Origin of the sequence: Photorhabdus aegyptia, from assembly GCF_000612035.1 — a bacterium.
In the GTDB taxonomy this organism is placed as follows: domain Bacteria; phylum Pseudomonadota; class Gammaproteobacteria; order Enterobacterales; family Enterobacteriaceae; genus Photorhabdus; species Photorhabdus akhurstii.
Genome location: NZ_JFGV01000011.1, coordinates 29,013 through 54,423, shown reverse-complemented (window position 1 = coordinate 54,423; position 25,411 = coordinate 29,013). Strand labels below are relative to the sequence as shown.

18 protein-coding genes are annotated in these 25,411 nt (G+C 39.9%); 6 read left to right on the top strand and 12 right to left on the bottom strand.

Annotated elements, in window-relative coordinates; genetic code table 11:
- Window positions 1–180: 180 nt before the first annotated feature.
- Both nagE and BA1DRAFT_RS04970 read right to left on the bottom strand, forming a co-directional pair.
- Entirely contained in the window at window positions 181–1,695 is a 1,515-nt protein-coding gene (gene nagE, locus BA1DRAFT_RS04975; protein ID WP_036776695.1) for an N-acetylglucosamine-specific PTS transporter subunit IIBC, read from the bottom strand.
- Between the two features lie 349 nt (window positions 1,696–2,044).
- Entirely contained in the window at window positions 2,045–3,337 is a 1,293-nt protein-coding gene (locus BA1DRAFT_RS04970) for a glycosyltransferase (RefSeq protein ID WP_036776693.1), read from the bottom strand.
- Between the two features lie 1,031 nt (window positions 3,338–4,368).
- Here BA1DRAFT_RS04970 and glnS point away from each other — a divergent pair.
- On the top strand, window positions 4,369–6,036 hold the full coding sequence (glnS, locus tag BA1DRAFT_RS04965; RefSeq protein ID WP_036776692.1) for a glutamine--tRNA ligase: 1,668 nt from the start codon (window positions 4,369–4,371) through the stop codon (window positions 6,034–6,036).
- 186 nt (window positions 6,037–6,222) lie between these two features.
- Here glnS and BA1DRAFT_RS04960 read toward each other — a convergent pair whose 3' ends face one another.
- On the bottom strand, window positions 6,223–7,116 hold the full coding sequence (locus tag BA1DRAFT_RS04960; protein WP_036776691.1) for a LysR family transcriptional regulator: 894 nt from the start codon (window positions 7,114–7,116) through the stop codon (window positions 6,223–6,225).
- 446 nt (window positions 7,117–7,562) lie between these two features.
- Between BA1DRAFT_RS04960 and BA1DRAFT_RS04955 the strand changes: the two genes are divergently transcribed.
- The 4 genes from BA1DRAFT_RS04955 to BA1DRAFT_RS04940 all read left to right on the top strand — a co-directional run bounded on the left by BA1DRAFT_RS04955 (window position 7,563) and on the right by BA1DRAFT_RS04940 (window position 15,352).
- Window positions 7,563–8,324, top strand: coding sequence for an iron-containing redox enzyme family protein (locus BA1DRAFT_RS04955; protein ID WP_051560666.1), 762 nt, complete (start codon window positions 7,563–7,565; stop codon window positions 8,322–8,324).
- A 1,206-nt stretch (window positions 8,325–9,530) separates the two neighbouring features.
- Window positions 9,531–11,198, top strand: coding sequence for an FAD-dependent oxidoreductase (locus BA1DRAFT_RS04950; RefSeq protein ID WP_160169990.1), 1,668 nt, complete (start codon window positions 9,531–9,533; stop codon window positions 11,196–11,198).
- A gap of 304 nt (window positions 11,199–11,502) precedes the next feature.
- Window positions 11,503–11,952, top strand: a complete 450-nt coding sequence (locus BA1DRAFT_RS04945) for a cupin domain-containing protein (RefSeq protein WP_036776681.1) — start codon at window positions 11,503–11,505, stop codon at window positions 11,950–11,952.
- 724 nt (window positions 11,953–12,676) lie between these two features.
- Window positions 12,677–15,352, top strand: coding sequence for a beta-N-acetylhexosaminidase (locus BA1DRAFT_RS04940; protein ID WP_036776680.1), 2,676 nt, complete (start codon window positions 12,677–12,679; stop codon window positions 15,350–15,352).
- Window positions 15,353–15,512: 160 nt separating this feature from the next.
- On the opposite strand, the gene BA1DRAFT_RS04935 is transcribed toward BA1DRAFT_RS04940, so the two are convergent.
- Both BA1DRAFT_RS04935 and BA1DRAFT_RS04930 read right to left on the bottom strand, forming a co-directional pair.
- Window positions 15,513–15,794 carry a helix-turn-helix domain-containing protein gene (locus BA1DRAFT_RS04935; protein ID WP_235200973.1) on the bottom strand — a complete coding sequence of 94 codons (282 nt, stop codon included), beginning with the start codon at window positions 15,792–15,794 and terminating at the stop codon, window positions 15,513–15,515.
- Window positions 15,787–16,104, bottom strand: a complete 318-nt coding sequence (locus BA1DRAFT_RS04930; protein WP_036776679.1) for a type II toxin-antitoxin system RelE/ParE family toxin — start codon at window positions 16,102–16,104, stop codon at window positions 15,787–15,789. Before BA1DRAFT_RS04930 ends, BA1DRAFT_RS04935 begins: the two co-directional genes overlap by 8 nt.
- 63 nt (window positions 16,105–16,167) lie before the next feature.
- Between BA1DRAFT_RS04930 and BA1DRAFT_RS23470 the strand changes: the two genes are divergently transcribed.
- Window positions 16,168–16,317, top strand: coding sequence for a hypothetical protein (locus BA1DRAFT_RS23470; protein WP_160169989.1), 150 nt, complete (start codon window positions 16,168–16,170; stop codon window positions 16,315–16,317).
- Window positions 16,318–16,427: 110 nt separating this feature from the next.
- Here BA1DRAFT_RS23470 and fur read toward each other — a convergent pair whose 3' ends face one another.
- The 7 genes from fur to BA1DRAFT_RS04895 all read right to left on the bottom strand — a co-directional run bounded on the left by fur (window position 16,428) and on the right by BA1DRAFT_RS04895 (window position 25,130).
- Complete coding sequence (fur, locus tag BA1DRAFT_RS04925; protein WP_036776678.1) at window positions 16,428–16,874, bottom strand: ferric iron uptake transcriptional regulator; 447 nt, start codon at window positions 16,872–16,874, stop codon at window positions 16,428–16,430.
- Window positions 16,875–17,239: 365 nt separating this feature from the next.
- Window positions 17,240–17,770, bottom strand: a complete 531-nt coding sequence (gene fldA, locus BA1DRAFT_RS04920; RefSeq protein ID WP_036776677.1) for a flavodoxin FldA — start codon at window positions 17,768–17,770, stop codon at window positions 17,240–17,242.
- A 174-nt stretch (window positions 17,771–17,944) separates the two neighbouring features.
- Window positions 17,945–18,232, bottom strand: a complete 288-nt coding sequence (gene ybfE / locus BA1DRAFT_RS04915; protein WP_036776802.1) for a LexA regulated protein — start codon at window positions 18,230–18,232, stop codon at window positions 17,945–17,947.
- Window positions 18,233–18,370: 138 nt separating this feature from the next.
- On the bottom strand, window positions 18,371–19,339 hold the full coding sequence (locus tag BA1DRAFT_RS04910; RefSeq protein ID WP_036776676.1) for a GlxA family transcriptional regulator: 969 nt from the start codon (window positions 19,337–19,339) through the stop codon (window positions 18,371–18,373).
- 190 nt (window positions 19,340–19,529) lie between these two features.
- A complete protein-coding gene (locus BA1DRAFT_RS04905) occupies window positions 19,530–21,674 on the bottom strand; it encodes a type I secretion system permease/ATPase (protein WP_051560665.1) in 2,145 nt (714 codons plus the stop codon).
- 2 nt (window positions 21,675–21,676) lie between these two features.
- Window positions 21,677–23,032, bottom strand: a complete 1,356-nt coding sequence (locus tag BA1DRAFT_RS04900; protein ID WP_036776674.1) for an HlyD family type I secretion periplasmic adaptor subunit — start codon at window positions 23,030–23,032, stop codon at window positions 21,677–21,679.
- Window positions 23,025–25,130: a peptidase domain-containing ABC transporter gene (locus BA1DRAFT_RS04895; protein ID WP_036776672.1), complete on the bottom strand. Its 2,106-nt coding sequence runs from the start codon at window positions 25,128–25,130 to the stop codon at window positions 23,025–23,027. Before BA1DRAFT_RS04895 ends, BA1DRAFT_RS04900 begins: the two co-directional genes overlap by 8 nt.
- Window positions 25,131–25,411: the final 281 nt, after the last annotated feature.

The window sequence follows — 25,411 nt, the reverse complement described above, 5'->3', positions numbered from 1 at the left end:
AGATATGCTGTACCTCAAAGATATTTTTTATCTTAAAATAAGATGTAAAGAATAGCCAGATAATTAATAGAAAAAGTTATGAATTTTACGGTTTTTGTCACTTATTAAGCCATCTTATTTCGCAAGGAAAATAAAAGGGAACGAGAGATGAGTTCCCTTTTAAATTCAAGGTGTTTTTAGCTATGACCTTTTGTGTGGTCTCTCTGAATGTAGTTGAGTGCGTATCTGCCCGGCAATGCTTTCTGCCTGGGGACCTAATACAACTTGAACGCTCTGTTTACCTATTTTCAGGACGCCTTTTGCACCTAATTGTTTTAACCGGTGTTCATCTAATTGAGTGTTGTCTCCAACGGTTAAGCGAAGACGGGTAATGCAGGCGTCTACCGTATGAATATTTTGTGCGCCACCAAGAGCGGTAATGTAATGTTGGATTGTTTCGTTATCTTGGGCGGCAGAGATCGCTTGAGTTGTCTCTCCAATTTCACGGCCTGGGGTACGTAAGTTGAAAATACGAATCATGAGGGTGAAACAAACAAAATACAGCACAAAGAACAAGGCGATTAATGGGATTAACAACCACGGCTTGGTTGCCAGACCCCAGCTCAATACAAGGTCAATTAATCCGGCGGAGAATCCAAAACCATGCAGAATACCCAATGAATTGACGATAACCATGCTAACGCCAGCCAATATTGCATGCAGAACATATAAAGCTGGCGCCAGGAATAAGAATGAGAATTCTATTGGTTCAGTTATACCGGTTAAGAATGCTGTCAAAGCGACGGAGAATAGCATCCCGCCAATCTGAGGACGACGTTCCTTTGGCGCTGCGAAATACATTGCCAGTGCAGCGCCGGGCAAACCGCCCATAAAGATAGGATAAGCCCAGGCCATGTAAACTCCGGCATGTGGATCACCGGCAAAGAAACGGTTCAAGTCGCCGCGGCTCATATCGGTGGCTATTTGGGTAATGGTTGAGCCATCAATGCCTGGAACCGCTGCGCCGATGGTCAGAGAACGGACAACATCCGGCGCCAGGCAGATATTATGTACAGAGCTGGCTAAATCATAAGTAATTTTCAGGCAGTCACCCAGACTAAACCAGAAAACAGAGTGCAGGATATAGTGCAAACCAAATGGAATGAGAGAGCGGTTAAGTACACCATAAGTAAACCATCCGACCATGCCGCTCTTTGATACTAACAGGCTGAAAGAATCAATACCGTGCTGGACATACGGCCAGACATAGCCACATATCCATGCAATGAACAGACAAATAATGCCTGTCATGATAGGGACTAATCGCTTGCCTGCGAAGAAAGCAAGAAACTCTGGCAAGCGTGTATCTGAAAAACGGTTATAACAATGACCGGCGACAATACCCGCGATAATACCGGCGAAAAAAGACATATTGATAGTCGAGTCTATGACTGACGTGGCTTTAGTGAGTACTAAAAAGCCAACTACACCTGCCAGTGCGGCAGCGCCAGCATTATCTTTTGCTAAGCCCACTGCGATACCTAATGCAAATAACAGTGGGAGGTTTTCGAAAATACCACCGCCAGCGCTGGCGATGAAAGGAATATTAAATACGTCGGGTTGGCCGAAACGTAGCAAAAGCGCGGCTACGGGAAGTGTAGCAATGGGAAGCATCAATGCTTTTCCCAATCGCTGCAAGTAGTTGAATATACCCATAATGCTTACCTTTAGTTGTAGGATGTTTTATTGAAAAAATAGCTCGCTATGAACAACAGCAATACAACTTATTTTTAGTTGAAAAATAATAAAAAGCTACACATAAGTGAGTAATTGTGATCACTGTAGCGATATTGTTTAGAATTGCATAAATTAAGTCATGTGTAGTAAACGGATGCAGATTTTCAATTGAATTAACATAGTGATTTATTTGATTTTTAGCTATCGAAATAGATTGAGTGACATAAAACTTGATAATGAAAAACGGATAAATTAATAAGAGTCTTAGGAATGGGCATCTGTATGTGCCCATTGATTTAGTGGATAGTCTAAGTGTTATGATTAGACATTAAGAGACAGAGTTTTGGTTTGATATATAACTTATTGAGATTTCTTCCCATGCTTTTTCCATACTATCTTCGAAGTATGCTTTTGAAATTAAAGAACTTATGTATTGTAACTGTTGACTAGTGGTAAATAGATTTTTTTCGTATATTGATATTATCTTCTCAGTAAGAGAATCTATATTATATGTAAATTTATACTCTGAAGAAAAATAAGAAGCTGCTTCAATTAAATTTAAATTGGGTAAGATTGTGCATACGCCATTTAATGCCGCTTCTAATGGTGTAATGCCAAGAGTTTCATAGCGTGATGTACATACAAAAATAGATTTGTTTTTTATGCTATTGAAAACGCTGAATAACTCTGTTTGGGATAACTTATGTGATATAAAAAACTGTGACTGATATCTGGGGGGAACCATAGATATCAATTTATTCCTTCTGGTATTTTTGCTCTCTTCATCACCTGCAATGAAAACTTTAACGGGAATACTTTTATCCAGTAAATCAACTGCTGAATTGATTAATAGTTCTATATTTTTAAAATAATCTAATCTGGCTGCCGCAGTAAACAATAATAATTCATTTTTATTAATTTTAATAAAATCATTAATATATTTATTTTCTATGTTCAATTCAGTATTTTCTTCAAAGAAAATAGGTGGGCTAACGTTTTTTATATTGTCTGGGTTTATTCCTTTTTTGAGTAAAAAATTACCTTGTAATTTTGAATGTTGGAAAACAAAATATTTTTTATCAATTAATGTCTCAATCCCTTTCATTTGTTGAATATTAAGATGTTGAGCCTTATTTTTATTTTCAAAAGCATCATATGTCTTTTCCAGAGAATAGTGTTGATGAAAGTCTTCTACGAAAGGGCCATGATGCGTTATACAACAAGGTATATGGGGAGGGTGATAGGATAATAATGTATCTGTTTGATAATAAACTATTGCAGGAACTGTCTGATCATTTTCTATTGATAATATTGAGATACATTTTTCCAGCATATTTCTTATGTCTGAAATTTTCATAGAGAAATTAAAAAAGATATTTATACATTTTATATCTTTAATTATACCCTCGGTTATTTTAGGTGAAATTAATGATTCATCTCTTTTGTAGAGTATAAAACCAGAAAGTAAGTTTCTTTTTGTAAAATAATCAGCAACTTTTAGTGCGAAGGATGTCGCTCCAACTTTAAAACCAGAATGATAATCATTTGATATGTAGTTGCCATTAATGACTATTACTGCTGGAGCTGCTGCTACTTTCTTGCTTGATATTATATTTGGCATTCTTATTTCCCTTAGGGTGTTTTATTAAATAAATGAAATTATTGAGCATTGTTTTCATGTGTTAATTTTCTAGTTTAATATTCAGAATGATTAGGATTGATTAAGTGTATCATACTATACTTAGATAGTTTTATTACACATAAGATACCTGATAATATTATTACCTTAATAATAAATTGCAAAGTATTTTATTGTTTATTTACGATGGTTTAAACATTAAAATGCGTGTATGTAACGTAACTCTTTATTATTCTTTAGTTTATTTTATTGGCTTGGTTATAAATTTATTTTCAAACAAATACCCGTTAGAGAATAGTGGTGTAATAGAGATAAAATCATGATGGTGAAATACTGAATTATCAGAATTGATTATGAGATTAATTTATTGTTATTCTTGGTTTTTTATATATAAAAATTTAATTTATAATGTCATTAATGGTGTTTCAATCGTAAATTTGATATGTATAATTATTTTTTATATTTACAGAGTGAAAGCATCGATTAATAGGTAATCTGTAAATTTAAATTATAGATTTATGTTCATTTTATCAAGTGGTTATTTATGACAAACATAGTGTCAATTATTTATTCTTTAAAATTGGATGGTTATTATTCGATAATGTTTTTTATGGTTGAATGAAATATTGATTGAAAATAGTTTCATGAGTTATTTCATATTGCAAATTACTCAATGCTCCTTCATTTTTACGGATAATTATAAATAAAGCATGCTGTATTGTTGACTATGCCACTGTTGAGTGCTTTTTCGATCTTAATAAAGGTTTTTTCGTAACTATTTGTTATATATGAGATTGTGGAAGCATGGATAAATGGGTTTGGATTGCTAAGTATCATGCTTATTTCTCAGTAAAAAATTATAAAAGCAGTTCCTTTTTTGGCGGAGAGTTGTTTTTTCGCTCCAACTTTGTACTGAATCGCCATTTTACATGAACAAACGGTTGTTTCTCAGCACTGCTTGTTGGATTATAGGCGGTTATGTGACGCATTTTTGCATTATTGAGGTATAAGAAATGAGTGAGGCAGACGCCCGCCCGACAAACTTTATTCGTCAGATAATTGACGAAGATTTGGCAACTGGTAAACATACATCGGTACATACTCGCTTTCCGCCTGAACCCAATGGCTATCTGCATATTGGTCATGCGAAATCTATCTGCCTGAACTTTGGTGTTGCAAAAGATTATCAGGGCCAGTGTAACCTGCGTTTTGATGATACCAACCCAGTTAAGGAAGATGTTGAATACGTCGATTCTATTAAAAATGACGTTCAGTGGTTAGGTTTTGAGTGGAGCGGCGATATTCGCTACTCTTCTAATTATTTCGATACGCTGTATCAATATGCTATTGAATTGATCAACAAAGGTCTGGCTTATGTTGATCAATTGAGTCCCGAAGAGATCCGTGAATATCGCGGCACGTTGAAAGAACCGGGTAAAAACAGCCCATATCGTGACCGCAGTATTGAAGAAAACTTGGTGTTGTTCGAAAAAATGCGTGCCGGTGAATTTGACGAAGGTAAAGCTTGTCTGCGTGCCAAAATTGATATGGCATCACCTTTCATTGTGATGCGTGATCCAGTTTTGTACCGTATTAAATTTGCAGAACATCATCAGTGCGGTGAAAAATGGTGCATCTACCCAATGTACGATTTTACCCACTGTATCTCTGATGCTCTTGAAGGTATTACACATTCGCTGTGTACGCTGGAGTTCCAGGATAACCGCCGCCTGTACGATTGGGTGCTGGAAAACATCACTATTGATTGTCACCCGCGTCAGTATGAATTCTCGCGCTTGAATCTTGAATACACAGTCATGTCTAAGCGTAAGCTAAATCTGTTGGTGACAGATAAGATTGTTGAAGGTTGGGATGATCCCCGTATGCCAACGATCTCGGGCTTGCGTCGTCGTGGTTATACTGCCGCGTCTATTCGTGAATTCTGTCGTCGTATTGGTGTCACCAAGCAGGACAACAATGTGGAAATGGCAGCATTGGAATCTTGCATCCGTGATGATCTGAACGAAAATGCCCCCCGCGCAATGGCTGTTCTCGATCCGGTCAGATTAGTGATCGAAAACATGCCGGAAGGGGAGCAGATTTTGAGTATGCCTAATCATCCGAACAAACCTGAGATGGGCAGCCGTGAAGTACCATTTGGCCGTGAGATCTACATTGACCGGGCAGATTTCCGTGAAGAAGCGAACCGTCAATATAAGCGTCTGGTATTGGGTAAAGAAGTCCGTCTGCGTAACGCTTATATCATCAAAGCGGAGCGCGTTGAGAAAGATGCTGACGATAATATCACGACGATCTATTGCAGCTACGATGATCAAACGTTGAATAAAGATCCAGCGGATGGTCGGAAAGTGAAAGGTGTTATTCATTGGGTTAGCGCGGCTCATACAGTTCCTGCGGAATTCCGTCTGTATGATCGTCTGTTCAGCGTACCAAACCCAGGGGCGGAAGATGATTTTCTGGCGACAATTAACCCAGAGTCGCTAGTGATTCGTCAGGGCTTTGTGGAGCCAAGTTTAGCTGATGCTAAACCAGAACAAACTTATCAGTTTGAGCGTGAAGGTTATTTCTGTGCTGATAGTTGTCATTCCAGCGCCGAAAATTTGGTATTTAACCGTACCGTTGGTCTGCGTGATACCTGGGCAAAAATTTCTCAGGATTAATTAAGATAATGAACTGTACCTCACAAGTTGGACATTTAATCCAGCATGAGGTGCAGTTTTTTTATGGCTAAATTTGTCATTACTAGAGAAAGCTAAGCTATGGGTAAACGGGTTATCAGGATTACAGGATAAAATCAAAAGTATTAATTCATACGTAAACACCTCTATAAGTTGTTGATAAATATTTTATTTATCTTTTGGGAATAAATTATCTGCCATGAAATCGACAAAAGCTCTGACTTTAGGTAATACCCAACGGTTAGATGGCCAGAGAACACGGAAAGTGCTTGAAGTACCCGCCCACTTATCCAGGATGGTTAACAATTCACCGCTAACCAAGGCTTGTTTAACGGTAAAATCAGGCAAACAGGCGATGCCGTGACCTTGGATCGCCATGTGTAGCAATGTTTCGACGTGATTGCTGGTTATCTTTGCTTGGAGATGAATGTCTACTTCGGATGTTCCTGAGCGCAAAGGCCATTTCTCCAACAGGCCGGTAGTGGGAAAACGGTGCATCAAACAGGCGTGGTGTAATAACTCTCCGGGATGTGATGGTTTACCGTGTTGTGCAAAATAGCTTGGAGCGCCAACATAGACAAGACGGCTAGACCCTATACGTTTATTCATGAGTCGTGAATCGTTGAGTTCTCCGGTGCGAACCACAGCATCGAACCCTTCATCGATAACATCAACTAATCGATCACTAAAATCCAGTTCTAGCTCTATCTGTGGGTAACAGGTGGCAAAAGCGGATAATACGGGCAACATCAGGTTACTGAGCGATGGCAAACTTACTCGCAGGCGGCCTTGAGGGGCAGAGATGGAGCTTAATAGTTCATGTTCCGCAGTGGAAATCTCGTCCAGGATACGTTTGCAGCGCTCAAGGAACAGTGTGCCTTCAGCCGTCAAACTGACACTACGTGTGCTACGTTGGAGCAGGCGGACACCTAATTTCTCTTCTAAGCGGGATATGCTTTTGCTAACGGACGAAGGAGAGAGTCCGAGTTGCCGGGCTGCTGTCGCGAAGCTACGAGCTTCGGCTACATGGATGAAGATTATAAATCCACTCAAATTATTCATTTGGCCTCCTGGGATTTTTTTAGGTCACTATTGGTGACAAGAAAGTCACTTCAGAAGTGATTTTAGGTCTATTTATCCACTATTAGCGAATCTGTAGTATGAAATAAAATTCATTTTGCTTTCGCTGCCATATAGCGATGCACAGTACATATTTAAGGGCGAAAATCGAAATGGTCATGAAAACCAAAATAGATACGGGATCGAGTGTAAATAAAATTTCACTCGTCTTGTCTTATGACCGTGGTCATTCCTTTGAATACCGTGCGTAATGGGAGCACAGTAGAGCTGAGTTTGGCCATTAACATTTATATTCTTACCTACGGTATTGCGACAATCTGTGCTAACAGACTGATAGGATTGCATAAACATAGAACGACTATTTTTGGCTTGAGAAGAGCCTATATATCATCTATTTCATCGGTTGAATGTTACTAAAAGGGTTTATTATGGAACTCGCTATCAACACTCAAAACAAACTTAGAAAAGAAACCGGTTATTTTTTATCTCCACTATGGGAAGACGTTTTCTCTAAAGAGTTATTGGAGGAGCTTAATTCAAATATATTTCTGGTCGCTTGCCGCTCTGGACAGGTGGAGCAGAATTTATTAAGAAAATTTATGATCCAGCACCATCATTATTCACAATATTTTACCCGCTATCTCTGTTCATTGATGGGAGGTTTAGCAGACCAAAAAGATTTTGTGTTGCTTTCTCACAATTTGTTGGAAGAGCTAACAGGAACCGATGCTGCAAAGATATCTCACGCAGAGTTATATAAAAAGGCGATGGCAGCTATTAACGCTGTTCCTAAAAGTGATCCGATTCTTAACAGCACTCAGCAACTGATTGATGCTATGTTTCGCCACTGCCGCAGTGATGATTCTCTAAGAGGGCTTGCGGCACTGTGTTTAGGAGCTGAGGCGATTGTACCTTTGGTTTATGGCCCAATTTTGGATGCTTTGCAATTCATAAAGGCACCTGATGATGCATTGCATTTCTTTAGAATCCATGTTGAAGAAGATGAAGATCATGCCATTGCGATGAGGAAAATTATTGATCGGATGATTGAGGAGAAACCTTACCGGAGGGTGGATGTTATTGCAGTGGGTGAAGAAATGGTGCGTTTTCGCATTGCGATGCTTAATGAACTATATCAAAGCAATATTGGGGTAAATACAGATGTAACGCTTTTATCCGAATGTGATTGAGATACTTTGCGTCATAATGACATGTGCAGCAAAAGTACTTGATATGGTTTCTAGTGGTGAAATATCAGCATAAAGTGTTGATAGATATATTTATGGTGAAAGAAACAATACAAACGTTTGCGATCATATATAACGTAATAATTATTGCGTTGAATTCATATGATATCAAAAATAAAAAAAGAAATTAATCATTGACTATTCTATTGAATGGAAAGTTAACTTTAAATGTAAATATTGTTGGACAACAAATTATGTAACTAATATTGGAAAAGTCTGAGAAGAAATACTATATTAGAGAATGTGTGGTGGTTGTTAATAGCTTTGATAAAATTTCTATGAGGACGATAAGTAAAATTATGAAACATAAGTTAAGGAGTATTTCTGCTAAAATTCTTGATAAATATTAAAGAAATAAAAAAGTTTCATATAGGATTCTAAAAACCGCTAATTACATATCCAGTAATTAGAATTGATTATAAGTAAGGTAATATATTATGAATTGAGTTTTTCATGAGAATGCTATTATCAAAGTTGTAAGAAAAATTGATTCTTGTTGAATCTCCCGATGTTTCTGAGTTTGAACGTATGGAGCGGTTCTTTAACATTCACAAAGATGTGTTCCCACCAACTCATTTTCAGCCCACCGGTATTTTTACTAAGAATTTAAGCTGCCTCTTTTTTGGAATTAGGTTACAGCGTAAGAGTTATTGTTGCCATGATAGCATTAGAGGAATATTGTCCATTTGTTGCTTATGATATTGAAGAAACGATGAACTATACCTTGTTTAGTATAATGCGACATAATTCGTTTCTGTGAGAAATGGCAATATATATGAAATATTAGAAAATAGTGAAAACTTTGATGCTATTTTTTTGAATTATAATCTTCCGTTTATTCTTGAAAGTGACTTTTTTCGAGAAGAAACTGATTATACGCTTAACAATCCAGAAGATATAACATATAAATGTTTTCTTAAGAAAGTAACAAGGTAAGTATCTCAATTTATAGGCAAAGAGGCTTGTGGGGGCTAGCTGTTAGGGAAATAAAATAATGTTTAATGAATAATTCATAAAGCATGATTATAACTATTTTTCTATATGAAGAGAGAAGAAAAGACGATAATTCAAAAACATACAAAAATTTTTAATTGATATCTTTGGCCTGAAATGTTTATTGCTATAAATCCTTATTAAGGAGAATATATTTTGACTTCGGAAAATATTTCTGTATCACCTGTTGCCATTGTTGGTGGTGGTCCCGTTGGCCTGATGTTGGCTTTATTCCTAGATTTATATGGTGTTCGTTCCGTTATCTTTAATTTGGAGGAAGAAACTCGATGGCAACCTAAAGGCACTACCCATAGTGCCCGTATTATGGAGCATTATCGTCGTGTAGGTATATCTCAGCCTATTCGGTCATTAGGATTGCCAAAAGAGTTCCCTTTGGATTCGTCATATTTTACCAAGTTTAATGGGTGGGAACTTGCACGGATCTCCTTACCGTCGGAAATGCAGAAAATGGCTATGCGCGACAATGCGGCTTCGACAGATCAGGTACCAGAGCCCATATTACGTGTAAATCAAATGTATGCTGAACGGTTTTTGTTACAACATGCAAGGAGTCGTCCGAATATTACAATAAGATATGGTTGGCGTGTTAAAGATTTTATCCAGTATCAAGACAAAGTAAAACTTTATGCGGAGCATGTTGATGGAAAATATGCTAATGAAGTCTGGCAGGCGGCATATATGGTTGGGTGCGATGGCGGGCAGAGCTTTGTTCGATCTAAGCTTGGTATCGCATACGAAGGAACAGTTGAAGCTAAGGCAGGTTTTCTAACAGGTGGAATGGTTTCCAGCTATATCCGGGTTCCAGGAATTCATCAAGGATTATTACGAGACAAAAAATCCTTGATGTACCATATTATCTCACCTGGGAAGCATATGTTGTTTATCTGCTTAGACGGTGAAGATGATTTTTTATTTGTGACCCAAAGTAAAGATGGGAAAGTTATCGATGATTCGGAAGTTATTCGCATAGCGCAGGCAGGAATCGGTTCAGATGTTGAGATATTAGTCCTTGGCAATACGATATGGAAAGGTGGTGTTGCTCTCGTTGCTAATAAATATTCTGAGGGTAGGGTATATTTAGCAGGCGATTCTATTCACTTATTTTCGCCTACTGGTGGTTTTGGCATGCATACGGGGATCGACGATGCTAGCAATTTAGCCTGGAAAATTGTTGCGTCTATAAATGGTTGGGCGGGCAATGCGCTAATGGATTCTTATGAAAGCGAGCGTCGCCCAATTGCATTGAGAAATACTGCCGCTGCACGCTCTTATACCCGGCAGACAGCATCACTATACGTGCCTGAGAATCTGGAAGATGCGGATTCTGCGGGTGATTTGGCGCGTGAAAAAATTGGTATTGAGCTGAGTAATTTTCGTTGTCAATTTACTTCTATCGGTGTTGAACTTGGCGCCCGATATAATAACTCTCCTCATATTATTAATAGCGATCCAGTACCGGATGATGATTGGCTTAATTATAAACCGAGTAGCGTACCTGGAGGGAGATTGCCACATTTGTGGCTTACACCTATTCCTGGCGTCAGGGTATCTCTGTTCGATATTTTAGGCACTGGATTTAGTTTGCTGCGGGTAGGATCTCATTTTCCAAATATATCTGAATTGTTAGCTCAAGCATATCAACGTAAAATTCCGGTCAAGATTATTGATCTTCCCGGTCACGATGCTTGGCAATTATATCAAATCAGGCTACTGTTAGTGAGGCCAGACCAATATATTGCTTGGAGAGGTGATAAGGTTCCTGACAACATAGGTTCAATATTGGATAAAATTGTCGGCAGGTAAATAAGAGATGATTTTTTGGGGTGCTGGTATTAGCGCATTAAGGGAGGCGCATCTGTGGAAAGAGTGGGGTGCATAGAACGATAATATAGTTCAACCACCATTGTTATTACTATTATGCGGAATGATGCAGTTTAATATTATTAAAGAATTTATCGGTAATTTTGATGTGATTGCTTGCTATTTTTTCAGAATTAATAGATGTATAGACAGAAATGATGACTAAGATCTTTGTAAAATAAAGTATTGCGAATGTTATTTCAGAATGCAAATTTTACAATAAGCTACAATATTGGAGGTAATTATAGTGAAAGAAACGTTTTTCTCATCTGGAGACTTTGGCAAAGTTCCCGGAGAATTAATTGAAGATAAGCCTGCTAAATTGATTCATGAAGATGTATTGAATTCTGAATTGAGTCAAGATTTGAGTTTCTCAAATGAAAGGCGCCATAAAGTGGCTATGGTTAATTTACCCAGTAAAGTTCTCAGTATGACTCTGGGAGGATTACAACCTGGACAATCAACCCGTAAACATAGACACAGTTATGAAACCATAATATATATTGTTGATGGTGAAGGGTATTCACTCATTGGTGAACAACATGTTTCATGGAAAGCCGGTGATGCGATATATGTGCCTGTGTGGGCATGGCATCAACATGTTAACAGTAGTGCTATTGATGAAGTATTCTATATTGCATGTGAGAATGCGCCAATGTTGCAAAACTTAGGTCTTGCTGTTCGTGAAGAGCTTTAAATTCAAGTAAATATAGGTTGTATAGATTGTACTTAAAAACAGATAATGATTTAACCGGGATAAAAGCTTATTAGCAATATCCCGGTATTTTATATGTATTAATTTTCTCTAATTTAATTCTGAGAAAAATAGGGGTTTCACCTCAATTACTGAGTTTTTATTAAATTGAATCCGGATTGTTTAACTATTGTCTATAATATAAAAAATCACAACTGATAGTTTATTTTTTTAAATATTATCATTGATAAATAATTTTACATCTATTTTAGTTGGAAAATAGATGTATTAATCAATCTATTTTTTAGTACGTTTTTCATATTGTTAATCTTTCGGTTTTGTATTATTTTTTATTTTTATATCAATGATGTATATAACTTGCCTCGTGTTTCTTTGTAATGTGTTCTCTGTCATGTTTTACAAAAAATTTCTTTTTTTTCATTGATAATTCATGATGTGAAAAATAGTCTTTATAGATGTTGATTAAGTGATTTTAATTTTCTTTCTTAATGTAAGGTTTTTTATTTTATAAATCGATTTACATTTTTAGCAGTAATTTTATGGTTACATATGCGCAAGATTGGCATTTATTTTTCTAAAGTGAGAAAGAGATTAAATTCAACGTCATCAAGTCATTTATTGTCTTCTCATGGCTCGTTGTTGTTGCTCTTAGTGTTTCTGAGCAGCGGCTTACCTTACATAACTTTTGTGTTTGAAAGAGGTAATAATGAAGAAATTTAAATTGCATACATTAGCAGCACTGACTGCAACAGTTGGACTTATAGGCTCTGTATATGCTTCCCAAACAGCTCAACAAGTGGTTGATGCACTGAGTCAATTAAAAGTTAATTATAAGGTTGTTGATAATCAGGCGGGAGATCACGGCGTTAACTGTGCGGTACTGGGGGCAGATTGGGCTAAATGTAATCGAGTGGATATTACTTTAACCAATGGTAGTCAGGCGATTGACTCTTCTGACTGGGCGATTTATTTCCACAGTATCCGCCAGGTTCTGAGTGTGGATAATGAACAGTTCAAAATCACACGTATCACGGGCGATTTACATAGACTGGAGCCAACCGAAAAATTCACCGGCATTAAAGTTAATGAGCAGGTAAAACTGCCGCTTATTGGAGAATACTGGCAGATTTACAGTACTGATTTTCTGCCCCGCTGGTATGCAACGTCGGGTGACGCGAAACCTAAAGTACTTGTTAATACGGATACAGAAGATCTGAGCCAATTTTTATCTGCTTTTACCGGCGATCAGTGGAAACGCACGCAGACAGATAACAATATTCTGATGACGCCTGAAAATCGTTATATGAAAAACTTGCAGGTCAAAAAGGTTGGATCAGAAAAATTGCGTGGGCAAATTATCCCGACACCAAAAGAGGTTCAGATTTTTACCGAGGATGTTGATTTATCTGGCGGAGTGAGACTGGAATTAGGTGGTTTAAATGACGAGGCAGTTATTCTTGTCAGAAAACGTTTTACTGATCAAGGAATTAAATTAGAGAATAGTGGTTATCCCGTTGCGACCCAAATTGTCTCTTCAGATTTTACTGGTGATTGGCAGGTTAAAGGGGCTTACCGTCTGAATATTACCCAGAATGGGGCGCAAATTGTTGCTTTTGACCAATCTGGGGTGTTTTACGGCCTTCAATCTCTGTTGTCATTAATTCCTGTTGATGGCGATAGGAAGATTGCTACTTTGGCGGCAAAAGATGCGCCCCGCTTTGAATATCGTGGGGTTCTCCTTGATGTAGGGCGTAATTTCCACAGTAAACAGGCCGTTCTGCGTTTGCTTGACCAAATGGCAAGTTACAAGTTGAATAAATTCCATATTCATCTGACTGATGATGAAGGTTGGCGTTTGGAAATTCCTGGATTACCTGAGTTGACGGAAGTCGGCAGCCAGCGGTGTCATGATTTAGATGAAACTCAATGTTTGTTGCCACAACTGGGTTCAGGTCCTGATAACAACAATATGGGTAGCGGGTATTTCAGTCGTCAAGACTATATTGATATTCTGAAATATGCCAAAGCGCGTTATATCGATGTTATTCCTGAAATTGATATGCCTGCCCATGCTCGTGCCGCCGTTGTTTCTATGGAAGCCCGTTATAAGAAATTGATCGCTCAGGGGAATGTGAAAGGAGCGAATGAGTATCGTTTGCTGGACCCAGCGGATACCACCAGAGCAACCTCTGTTCAGCTCTATGATCGTCGCAGTTATTTAAATCCGTGTATGGATTCTTCAAAACGGTTTGTTGAGAAAGTCATAGGTGAAATTGCCGCTATGCATAAAGCTGCTGGCTCACCATTGGAGACCTGGCATTTCGGCGGAGATGAGGCGAAGAATATCCGTTTGGGAGATGGATTCCAGGATAAAAATGGTCCTATCGTACCGGGTAAGGGCATCATTGATAAAAGTGCGGAAGATAAACCGTGGTCTAAATCTCAGGTTTGTCAGAAGTTGATAGAACAGGGTGTTGTGAAAGATATTGATCATATTGCCAGTTATTTCGCAATTGAAGTAAGCAAAATTGTGAACGCTAATGGTATCGAGAGGATGCAGGCGTGGCAGGATGGTTTAAAACATGCTGGCAGTGCTAAAGAGTTTGCCACTAAACGTGTTGGAGTGAATTTCTGGGATACTCTCTACGATGGCGGTTTTGATTCAGTCAATGATTGGGCAAATAAGGGCTATGAAGTGGTGATATCTAATCCAGATTATATTTATCTGGATATGCCATATGAAGTTCATCCACAGGAGCGTGGCTATTATTGGGCGGCCCGTTTTAACGATGAAGCTAAGATCTTTAGTTTTGCGCCTAATAACATGCCACAAAATGCTGAAACTTCCGTTGACCGTGATGGTAATGCATTCCGTGCGAAAAGTGATAAACCGTGGCCGGGCGCTTATGGGCTTTCAGGTCAAGGATGGAGTGAAACGGTTCGTACTGATGAGCAGATGGAATATATGATTTATCCGCGCTTGTTGCCGCTGGCAGAACGAGCATGGCACCGGGCCGGTTGGGAACTGGATTATGTTCCGGGTCAGACATATAAGCGGGGAGAAACGTATAAAGTCGATGTAGATGCGCTTAATCGTGACTGGACTCGATTCGCTAACCTGATAGGGCAACGTGAACTGAGTAAACTGGATAAAGCAGGCATTGCTTACCGTTTACCGGTTCCGGGGGCTAAGGTAAAACGTGGCATTTTGCGGGCTAATGTTGCTCTGCCTGGATTGGTCATTCAGTATTCGACTGATGGCGGTCGTAACTGGGAAGTTTATAACAACCATAAACGCCCAAGAGTGAGAGGTGATGTGTTAATCCGTTCTGTCAGCCCGGATGGTAAACGTTACAGCCGAATTGATAACGTAAAGGCATGATGATGTTGTAGCAAGAGGGGAACCCTGATGGGTTCCTCAATGACCAAAAAATAAACCTGATCTTTTGAATAAGGTTTGCTTTCTACTACCCTCCTAATGCTAACAGTCCAATTAGTATTCGGGAGGGAGAATTCCGCAGATTTGTTAAAGGCGGGTTGTATCACAGAGAAATAGATGGGTGTTCAATTCCACAAGCCTGAGCATATCTTGCCAGTGTATCAATAGAGGCTCTGGTTACATTCTTTTCCATGCGTGATACGGTTGAGGGTGTTACACCCAAGATCTTTGCAAGGTCAGCTCGGGTTAATCCCGCGCTGGTTCGCCATTGTTCCAGCGTATTCTGAAGGCGTTCTTTGCGAAGCTCTGCTTCATAGGCCGCTTTAAACGCTGGATCTTCCATCATTTCGGCCATTATCTGAGTATGCGTTTTGTACTTAGCCATTTAACATTTCCTCTAACCGTTTGAATGCAAGTTCAATTTCACTACGCGGGGTTTTCTGCGTTTTCTTGATGAAAATTCTTAGCATAAATATCTGTTGATCTTTCTGATATACCCAAAGGCCTCTGGCGATATCTGTTCCCATAGTCCTGATTTCAAATAAACCATCACCTATTGGCTTAGTATCTGGTTTTCTCAGTCTGGTAGGATCTAATTCTAGTTTACTGATGAGACGTGCCAGCTTTGCAGAAACGACTGGTGGTAATGATTTCAGCTCCTTCTCCACTTCATCATGGTAAATGACGGTAAACATGATATCCCCTCAATTCCTCTAATTTTGCACTATAATGCAAATTGCATTATAGTGCAATAAAGCATGATGTCATTCTGCCCGGTTCAGGGAATTGATGAAAATTCAGATGTAATGCCTGCCGATAGTAACACCACAAAATATCAAGAAGATAGCGCTGCTAATTGCAACGTTTTGGTGTTGTTATGTTTGGATGTGGGAGTGACTCCCGTGTAGCCAAGGTAAAATTGAGGCGTAGTTCATTTTAAGCGAGATTTGTTAGCGGTTTGGGGAACCCTGGCGGGTTCCCCTCTAGGTAGATAAAAAATTAGCGGTTCAGGCGTGAATCACTTCTCGTCATGTGCGCTACTATCTTCGCGGCAATTACCGGCGGAGCAGTGACCATATAAATAAAGGCTGTGGTTTGAAAGTTTAATCCCATAACGCTCAGCAATGTTCTTCTGGCGTCTTTCAATATATTTGTCACTGAATTCAATGACTTTACCACAGTCCAGGCAGATTAAATGGTCGTGGTGGTGTTGTTGAGTGAGTTCAAAAACCGATTTGCCGCCCTCAAAGTTGTGACGGGTGACAATTCCGGCATCATCAAACTGATTCAACACGCGGTAGACAGTAGCAAGTCCAATCTCTTCACCGTTATCAATCAGTTTTTTGTAGAGATCTTCCGCACTGACATGGTGGTATTCAGGCTCCTGTAACACTTCCAGTATTTTCAGACGAGGAAGTGTAACTTTAAGTCCAGCATCTTTTAATGCTTTGTTGTTGTCGGTCATGCGGATTCAGTCCTGTTACTCAGTAAAGTGAACTTAGCGATACTTCAAAAAGTACCAGTTAGTTATCAGATTATGATTATAGGCATGGCTAGTGAAAATGAAAACCACGTTAACCTGAACTTTCATTACACATTTTGCCAGAATAATCATTTATAAAAGGCAGGAATAACCTTACTATTTATCGTGTTTAGGATATTTTTTGCCATTCTTCGTAATAAAAAGCGGATTTAAGCAGTGTTCTAATAAAAGCAATAGCCTTTGAACGCGATCCCACAGGGCGAGTGAAGCGAGTCACTTCTCACCTACCGTGGGTTCACTATTGATAAGAAATAGCCTGCACCAATTGCGCTTAATGGGATAGGCCGCTATCCTGCAAGAATTTCTGACAAACTCAGCTCTTCGTAGATCTGCTTGGTCCAGGCATTAACACGCTCTTCTGTTAATTCTGGTTGGCGGTCTTCATCAATAGCAAGCCCGATAAAATGGTTATCATCAGCCAGACCTTTTGATTCTTCGAAGTGATAGCCCTCAGTTGGCCAATGACCAACAATAATGGCGCCGCGGGGTTCAATGATGTCACGGATAGTTCCCATAGCATCACAGAAATATTCCGCGTAATCTTCCTGATCGCCACAACCGAAAAGAGCGACCAACTTCCCTTCAAAATCGATCTCTTCCAGAGTAGGGAAGAAATCATCCCAGTCGCACTGCGCTTCGCCGTAGTACCAGGTAGGGATGCCGAGTAGCAGAATATCGAACTGTTCGATATCTTCTTTGCTGCTTTTGGCAATATCATGGACTTCTGCAATGTCGGAACCCAGAATTTTTTGGATCTTTTTGGCAATATTTTCTGTGTTGCCGGTATCGCTGCCGAAAAATATACCTATAATTGCCATAGGATAATATAACCTCTTGTTTTATTTGTGTATTTCTGTATGAGATATACGTATAAAATGTTAAAAATCAGTGAAAAAGGTACTGATTGTATTAATAAAAAAACAAAATCCTATTTTGACTAAACAGTCAGGACAATTCTGTCAAGTTTGTGTGATTTCGTGCCTTCAATGCTATCAAGTCGCGATGTTGCTTTCTGCTAACTGGGCCAGCAAAATTTGCTCGATGAGTTCACTGCGGCTGATGTTGCGTTGCTGTGCAAGAAAGTTAAGCGCATCTACTGCATCAGCATTTATTTTCAGTTCCACACGACGCAGACCGCGCACCTTATCACGGCGAAGTTGGTTACGTTTGTTGACTCTGAGTTGTTCATCCCTGGAAAGTGGGTTGGTTTTTGGGCGCCCCGGTCTGCGTTCATTTGCGAACAAATCCAGAGTGGTGCGATCCATTTGTTCTTTTGCCATAAATTCAATTAATAAAGGGCGTATACCATAAAATATAGCACGCCATGATACCCCAGCTTCTAGTGTATCGCTACTGCCTGACAAAGATAAAAGCGGCGTCATTGCTTATCCGTAAAGGATTGTGATTGAGTTTCCGTTTTAGCGGTGCTGGTATTTTCTACGGTACTCTACTGGTGTTAACCCATTAAGTTTCTTGAATAACTCTCTGAAATAACGAGTATCTTCATAGCCAACTTCATGGCTGATCTCTTCTATGGTCTTATTCGATTTTTCTAACCGGCATTTCGCCAGAGATAATCGAATCTGTTGGATATATTGAATAGGCGTCTGGCCGGTTGCAGTCTTAAAACGCCGCTTCATCTGTCTTTCACACAGATGAATTTTATCGGCCAAATTACCAACTGATAATCGGTCCGATGGGGCAGAATGCATCCAGTCTTGTAGTTTGTGGATTAATGTATCTGAATGTTGGCGATAGGGGACAAAACTTGCCAGAGTGTGCGAAGGGAGACCTTCCATATCGCCAAATATAAGCTGACTACAGGTTTCCCGGGTATTTTGACCATATATCTGCTCAACAATGTGCATCATGACATCGTTGTATTCATAGGTGCCAGAAGTACAAAAGATATTGTTATCTCTGGTGACTTTTATTTCCGAGTGTAACTGTACTTGTGGAAACATATCCTTAAATAAGTTGGTAAACAGCCAGTGGGTGGTGGCTTTACGGTTATTGAGTAAGTTAGCTTTAGCCAGGATAAATGAACCGGAGCAAATAGAGACGATAGGGATATTTTTTTGTTCCATCATTTGCAGCCAATCTAAGGTTTCTTGCGTGCAAGAGTTGAGATCGTTATAGGGGAGTCCGATTGCCCCCACCAAGACAATATCTGTTTGTTTAATTTCTCCTATGAGTTTATTGGGCTTTAGCCGAACACCGCCTAGCCCGATAACATCTTGATTATCTTGGGTAATGATATTGATTTCTGGTTCCGGTGCTCCGGCTAAGTGAGCGGCGGTGGTTAAAATTTCTATCGGGCCGGTAATCGAAGTTAGAGATCCTCCTGAAAATGCCAAAGCGCTTAACGAAACTGGATTCCTATCCATAAGAGTTCTCCAACTTAAAAGTTAAGATGTATAAAGATATTTAATTTATCTAACATATTAATAACTGAACGTTACAATTTAAATAATTTATTTACATTTTGTTAATTTATTAATCAAATAAACAAAAATAGACACATTTCGAGTCAAAATTTATGCTTCCTCTTCTTAAGAAATTAAGCTGAATGTCAATTCAACTTTCACCAATTTGTTGGTGCCATAAATGGGCGTATAAACCGCCTTGTTGAAGTAGTTGATCATGTGAGTCAAATTCGACGATTTGCCCTTGATCTAACACACAAATTTTGTCGGCATGGCGAATTGTGTTGAGCCGGTGAGCAATGCTAATAACCGTTCTGTTACGGCATATTTCATCCATATTTGCCATGATTGCGGCTTCAGATTCATAATCTAATGCTGAGGTAGCTTCATCGAGGATCAGAATAGTCGGGTTGACCAAGAGGGCTCTTGCTAATGCGATGCGCTGCCTTTGACCACCAGAGAGATTTGCCCCTTTCTCCCCGACCGGATGAGCAAAACCGTGAGGAAGCGATTGGATAAATTCAATGGCGCCAGATAACTCAGCCGCGCGATAGACTTCTGCATCAGTGGCGTTGGGTTTACATAGTCGGATGTTATCGATGATGCTGCCGGAAAAGAGGATACTTTCCTGGAGCACAACACTCATATTGCGGCGTAAAGAGACAGGATCGGCAATAGCCAGATCCATCCCATCAATTAGCACTTGTCCATGTTGAGGTACATATAGCCTTTGTAGTAAACGGGCGAGCGTACTTTTACCTGAACCCGATGGTCCGGTTATACCAATAAATTGACCAGATTTTATTGACAACGATAAATTTGCCAGAACCTCCGGTGTGTCGTCATGATAGCGGAAACGAATGTTTCTGAATTCAATTTGACCTGCCAGCTCAGGTACAGAAGCTAATCCTTGCTTACTGTTCTCCATTGGTTCATCAAGAATATCCCCCACACGTTTCAGAGCGATTAACGTATGCTGAAAATCTTGCCAAACCTGTGCCAGCCGGAGGATTGGTTGGGTGACATGTCCGGCCAGCATATTAAAAGCGATAAGTTGTCCCGGCGTCAGTTCACCACGTAAAACTTCTGTCACTCCCCACCATAAAAGGATTGCGGCGGTAAATTTTTGGACAAAATCGATGCCTTGCCCGGCAATTAAACCGCTTTTCCGTGCCGCAAAGCTTTTAGTTAATTGTTGGCTGAGAATGCGTTGCCACTGATGTAAAAAACGATTTTCAGTCGCGGTGGTTTTGATGGTTTCAATGCCTGTTACAGCTTCGGTCAGAAAGCTCGTTGCATTCGCATCGGTTTCATATTCTGCCTCCACTTTGCGGCGAATAATTGGCCCGGCAATAAGCCAGAATACGAAATAAACAAAGAGTGAGCCAATAACGATCCAGGTCAATATCTTGGCATAGTAAAACATAACGCCAATGAACATGATAACGAAAATCAGATCTAACAGCAGCATCAGGGTAGAACCCGTCAAAAACTGGCGGATTTGAGACATTTCTCTGACTCTGGCAATAATCTGCCCGGTTTGCCGTTGCTTAAAATATTGCAGTGGCAAGCTTGTCAGATGGCGATACAGTCGCCCGGAGAGTTCAGAGTTTATCTGGTTTGCCATATGCCCAAACACGGTGTTGCGCATAAAGCTATACAAGGGTTCGGCAAGGGCGATAGCGAGCATAGCCATACCTAATACATGCAGGCTGGATAAACTTCGTCCTACCAATACCTTATCGATGATGTTTTCAAACAGGATCGGGCTGACCAGCGCAAATAATTGCAGAACAATGGCAAATAAAAAGAGATCTCTTATCTGACTTTTCTGGCGGAAAATGGAGGGATAAAACCAGCCCAGGCCGAATTTGATATGTTTTTTAGTTAATTCCTGATCGGCGATCAACAGAATCTTATAGGCGTGCTCTTTATTATCAGTAAATAAAGAGAGCGACCGCGTTTGTTTAGTCGTAGGATCGAGAACAGTAACATGAGTGTGGCTGACTCCAATCAGTACCCACCATTGCTGTTCCAGTTCAATCAATGCCGGTAAGGGTAACGTTGGCCCTGTATTGGCAGTTAATTGCTCAATTTTACTGCGTAGCCCAATAGCATCGGCGGCTTCGCGTAGTTGTAACTCATTTAAATGTAAAGAATCAAAACCCAGGCTGTGTTGGAGTTGATCGATAGTGGCTGACTTATGAAATTGTTTTCCCACATAGACAATGCAGTCCAGTGCCTGATTATGGGTGTTGTTACCGGAATCGGTAGCAGAAGAGGGTAATATGTTCACGATTATTTCTCCCTCAAGGCTTCAGATTGATACTCTCTGATCGGGCTCAGGAGATAATCGATAACGCGGCGTTGATCAGTTTTGATTTCAGCGACGATTGACATACCGGGGGTAATGTCAACACGTGTGTTGTCTATGACAATATTATTACTCTTAAGGCTTATCTGAGCAGGGAAGACCAACCCTAACTGTTCATCGGTGGTTGAGTCTCGGGATATACTCAACAGTTCGCCATCAATCGTGCCGTAACGCGTATAGGGGAAAGCGTCTACTTTGATGGTGACTTGTTGTCCTGGATGCACAAATCCGGCATCTTTATTGAGAATTTGCACTTCTGCCAGTTGCACATTGTCATCAGGGACGATCACCATTAAGTTTTGCGCTGGTTGCAAAACTGCGCCTAATGTATGCACACTGAGTTGTTGAACGGTTCCTGTTACGGGAGAGCGAATAACTTCAAGTTGTTCTCGCACTTGAGCTTTTGCCAGCTCTTGCTCTAAAACAACCAATTGAACTTCGGCCTGTTTTCTTTTATCAAACCATTCACGCTCTTTTTGTGTTTTCAGGCTATTTAAGCGCTCTTCCAGACTGATATATTGCGATTGCAGCACATTAAGTTCTGCATTTTGTTGAGTAATCAGACGTTCTGTTTCCAGAAACTCTTTTTCCTGTTCAAGGTATTCAACTTTGCTGATCACCTGTTTTTGACTTAAAGTCTGGCGCGCTTTTAAACGCTGGCTAATATTTTGCCGGAGCTTAGTGAGCGCGTTGATATCGCTTTTCCGTGATTGTTGAGAAGAGAGATTGACGTTCATCTCTGCTTTCAGATTTGTTACGTTCGCTTCATACTCTCTTTTCTCCCGGGAGTAGTTTTCAACAACTTGTGCTTGTTGAGATACCGGCAATGTTTGAAATAGTGCTTGTTCTTCTGGCTTTTGTTCCTCAGTTAAAGCCTGATAACGAATTTTTTCATGGACTTGATATTCGATCTGCTTGAGTAACCGAGCGATATCTTGATTAACACCGAGTGTGTCCAATGTCAGCAGTGGGGCGTCTTTTGTTACTTGCTGTCCATTCTGAACATGGATAGCTGTCACCCGACTCTGTTCATAAGCTTGAATTATCTGAGAGCGACCTGAGACGATCAGACGGCCGGTTGCCGTAGCCTGAACATCCAGCTTGCCCAGATAGGCCCAGAGCAAGGCTATGATGACACCGATGCTGAGCGTGATTGCGGTATAACGAGCGAACGGCGAGGGCGGACGCTGTGATAACGCCAGGTGTGTCGGTAAAAATTCATAGTGTCGCGGGCAAGAGCGCCGCCGTGTTTTAATTTTGTTCTTAATAGACTTAATCATGGTGGGGCGCTTCCTGCTTCAATTCCTGTTGTAATTGCCAGAGTTTTCGGTATTGCTTGCCGAGGCTAAGCAATTGAGCGTGAGAGCCTTGTTCGATAATTTCTCCCTGCTTAAGAACAATAATGCGATCACAATGACGTACAGTTGAAAGGCGGTGTGCGATGGTAATAACCGTCCTGCCTTGAGCAATTTCCGCCATATTGGATTGAATGAGTGATTGAGATTCATCGTCAAGGGCGCTGGTGGCTTCATCAAGAATGAGAATTTTGGGGTTAGCCAGGATAGTCCGGGCAATGGCAAGCCGCTGACGCTGACCGCCGGATAAAGATTGCCCGCCTTCTGCGATAGTTGTGTCATATCCCATTGGGAGCTTGAGAATAAATTCATGAGCGCCCGCCAGTTTGGCCGCTTTAATGACGGCTTCCAGATTGGCATCGGGTTTTGATTGGGCAATATTCTCATATACTGTTTTGTTAAATAAGAAATTTTCTTGCAGAACCACGCCAATTTGCTGCCTGAGTGTTGCAATATTTATATTTTGCAATGGAATCCCATCTAAGGTGATTGCGCCTGTTTCTGGGGTATAAAGGCGGAGTAATAAACGCGCCAACGTACTTTTCCCGGAACCGGAAGCACCTACAATGCCGATGGTTTCTCCGGCTCTTATATGGAGAGTCAATCCCTTAATCGTTGGTGGAATATCAGGTTGGTAGCGAAAGACAACATGGTTAAACGAGATCGCTCCTTGCGGCGTGATTTGTTGTTGACCGGATTGCTGTTCGGTTGGCAGGTTTAACATATCTCCTAAGTTATCGACGGCTACCCGCGTTCTAATAAATTGTCCCCATAGCTCCACTAGTCGGGCTAAGGGTTGGGAAGTGTGATTTACCATCATGTTGAAGGCGATCAACTGACCAATGGTCATTTGCAGTGATAAAACTTCTGACGCGCCTAACCAGAGAATCGCAGCATTGGTGACTTTTTGCAGTAGCATCACAATATGATTTGAGCGGTTACTCAGTTGCTGTACCGCATAACTGGTATCCACCATCTTCTCAGTCTGGCGATCCCAACGACGAACGAATCTTGGCTCTACCGCCAGACTTTTTAGGGTTTCAGAACCGGAAACCGTTTCAGTCAGAAAAGAGGTATTTATTGCTGCATGGGTGAACTGTTGTTCAACCGCTTTTTCCATGCGCGGAGTCAGCCACCATGCCAAAATGGCATAAAAAGGGAAAGTAGCGAGAAAAACCCAGGTCAGTGTGCTGGATAACAGCGTCATCACATAGATAAAAATAAACATAAACAGCAGATCGACAGATAAGGTGAACATTGAACCGGTCAGAAATTCTCTGACGGTATTCAGTTCACGCACCCGTGTGACAATTGCTCCTACCTGACGGGATTTAAAAAAGAGTAAAGGCAGCCCGAACAGATGTTGGACCAATTTTAATCCCAATCTGATATCAATACGGTTGGCAGTGTGTGCGTATTGATATTCGCGCAATCCGCGTAAAATCACCTCAATAATGCCGGCAATAATTAAGCCAAAGACTAATACATCAAGTGTCGATAACGCTTGATGGATTAAGACCTTATCCATAACCACCTGAATAACTAAAGGTGAAATTAACGCAAGAATCTGTAACACAAAGGAAAATAGCAGTATCTCACCCAAATTTTTCTTTTGTGCCAGGAATTCTGGAATAAACCAACTAATGTTAAATTTGGCTTGTTTCTGTTTAATTTTAATCCATTTTCCATTCCACTCTTTTATTAGCCTTTCTTCGGACCATATTTCGGGATTTTCTTTATCAACCCTCTGTATCAATGAGTTGTCTTTATTCGATTTGGCTAAAACAAAAGGTCGCCCATTATTATCAAACAAGATTGCGGGTAAAGGTATGTTATGATGCTTTTTGCTTACGGAATTTTTATTTGAAAGAGATAAGTTAAATTTTTTCTCTATATCCTTTATATAGGAATGGTAACAACCAGAGATTTCTAAGTTATCAATATCAGTAATATTTTCTTTTCCATTACATATCATCAATATTAATCTTAATGATGCTATGGTCGATTTCTCAATTTTATTCATGAAAAAAACATCTTTAAAATTCACAAAAAATATTAATTAAAACAAAATATTATGTTGATTTGTGTAGTATTTAAGTATTGCATTATTATCTTATATTTATTGCCAGTACCAGTGTGGGTAAATGGGACTATATATGGGGGGTAAAAGGACTTTTTGTATATAAATATTGATTTTGAGTTTTGTCTCTATATTATTTGTTGATTCATTTACGCTTAATGTATTTATAGATATACAAACTCAGGATATCCCTGAATTGAATGCTTTTCTTGTTGTGAACATTG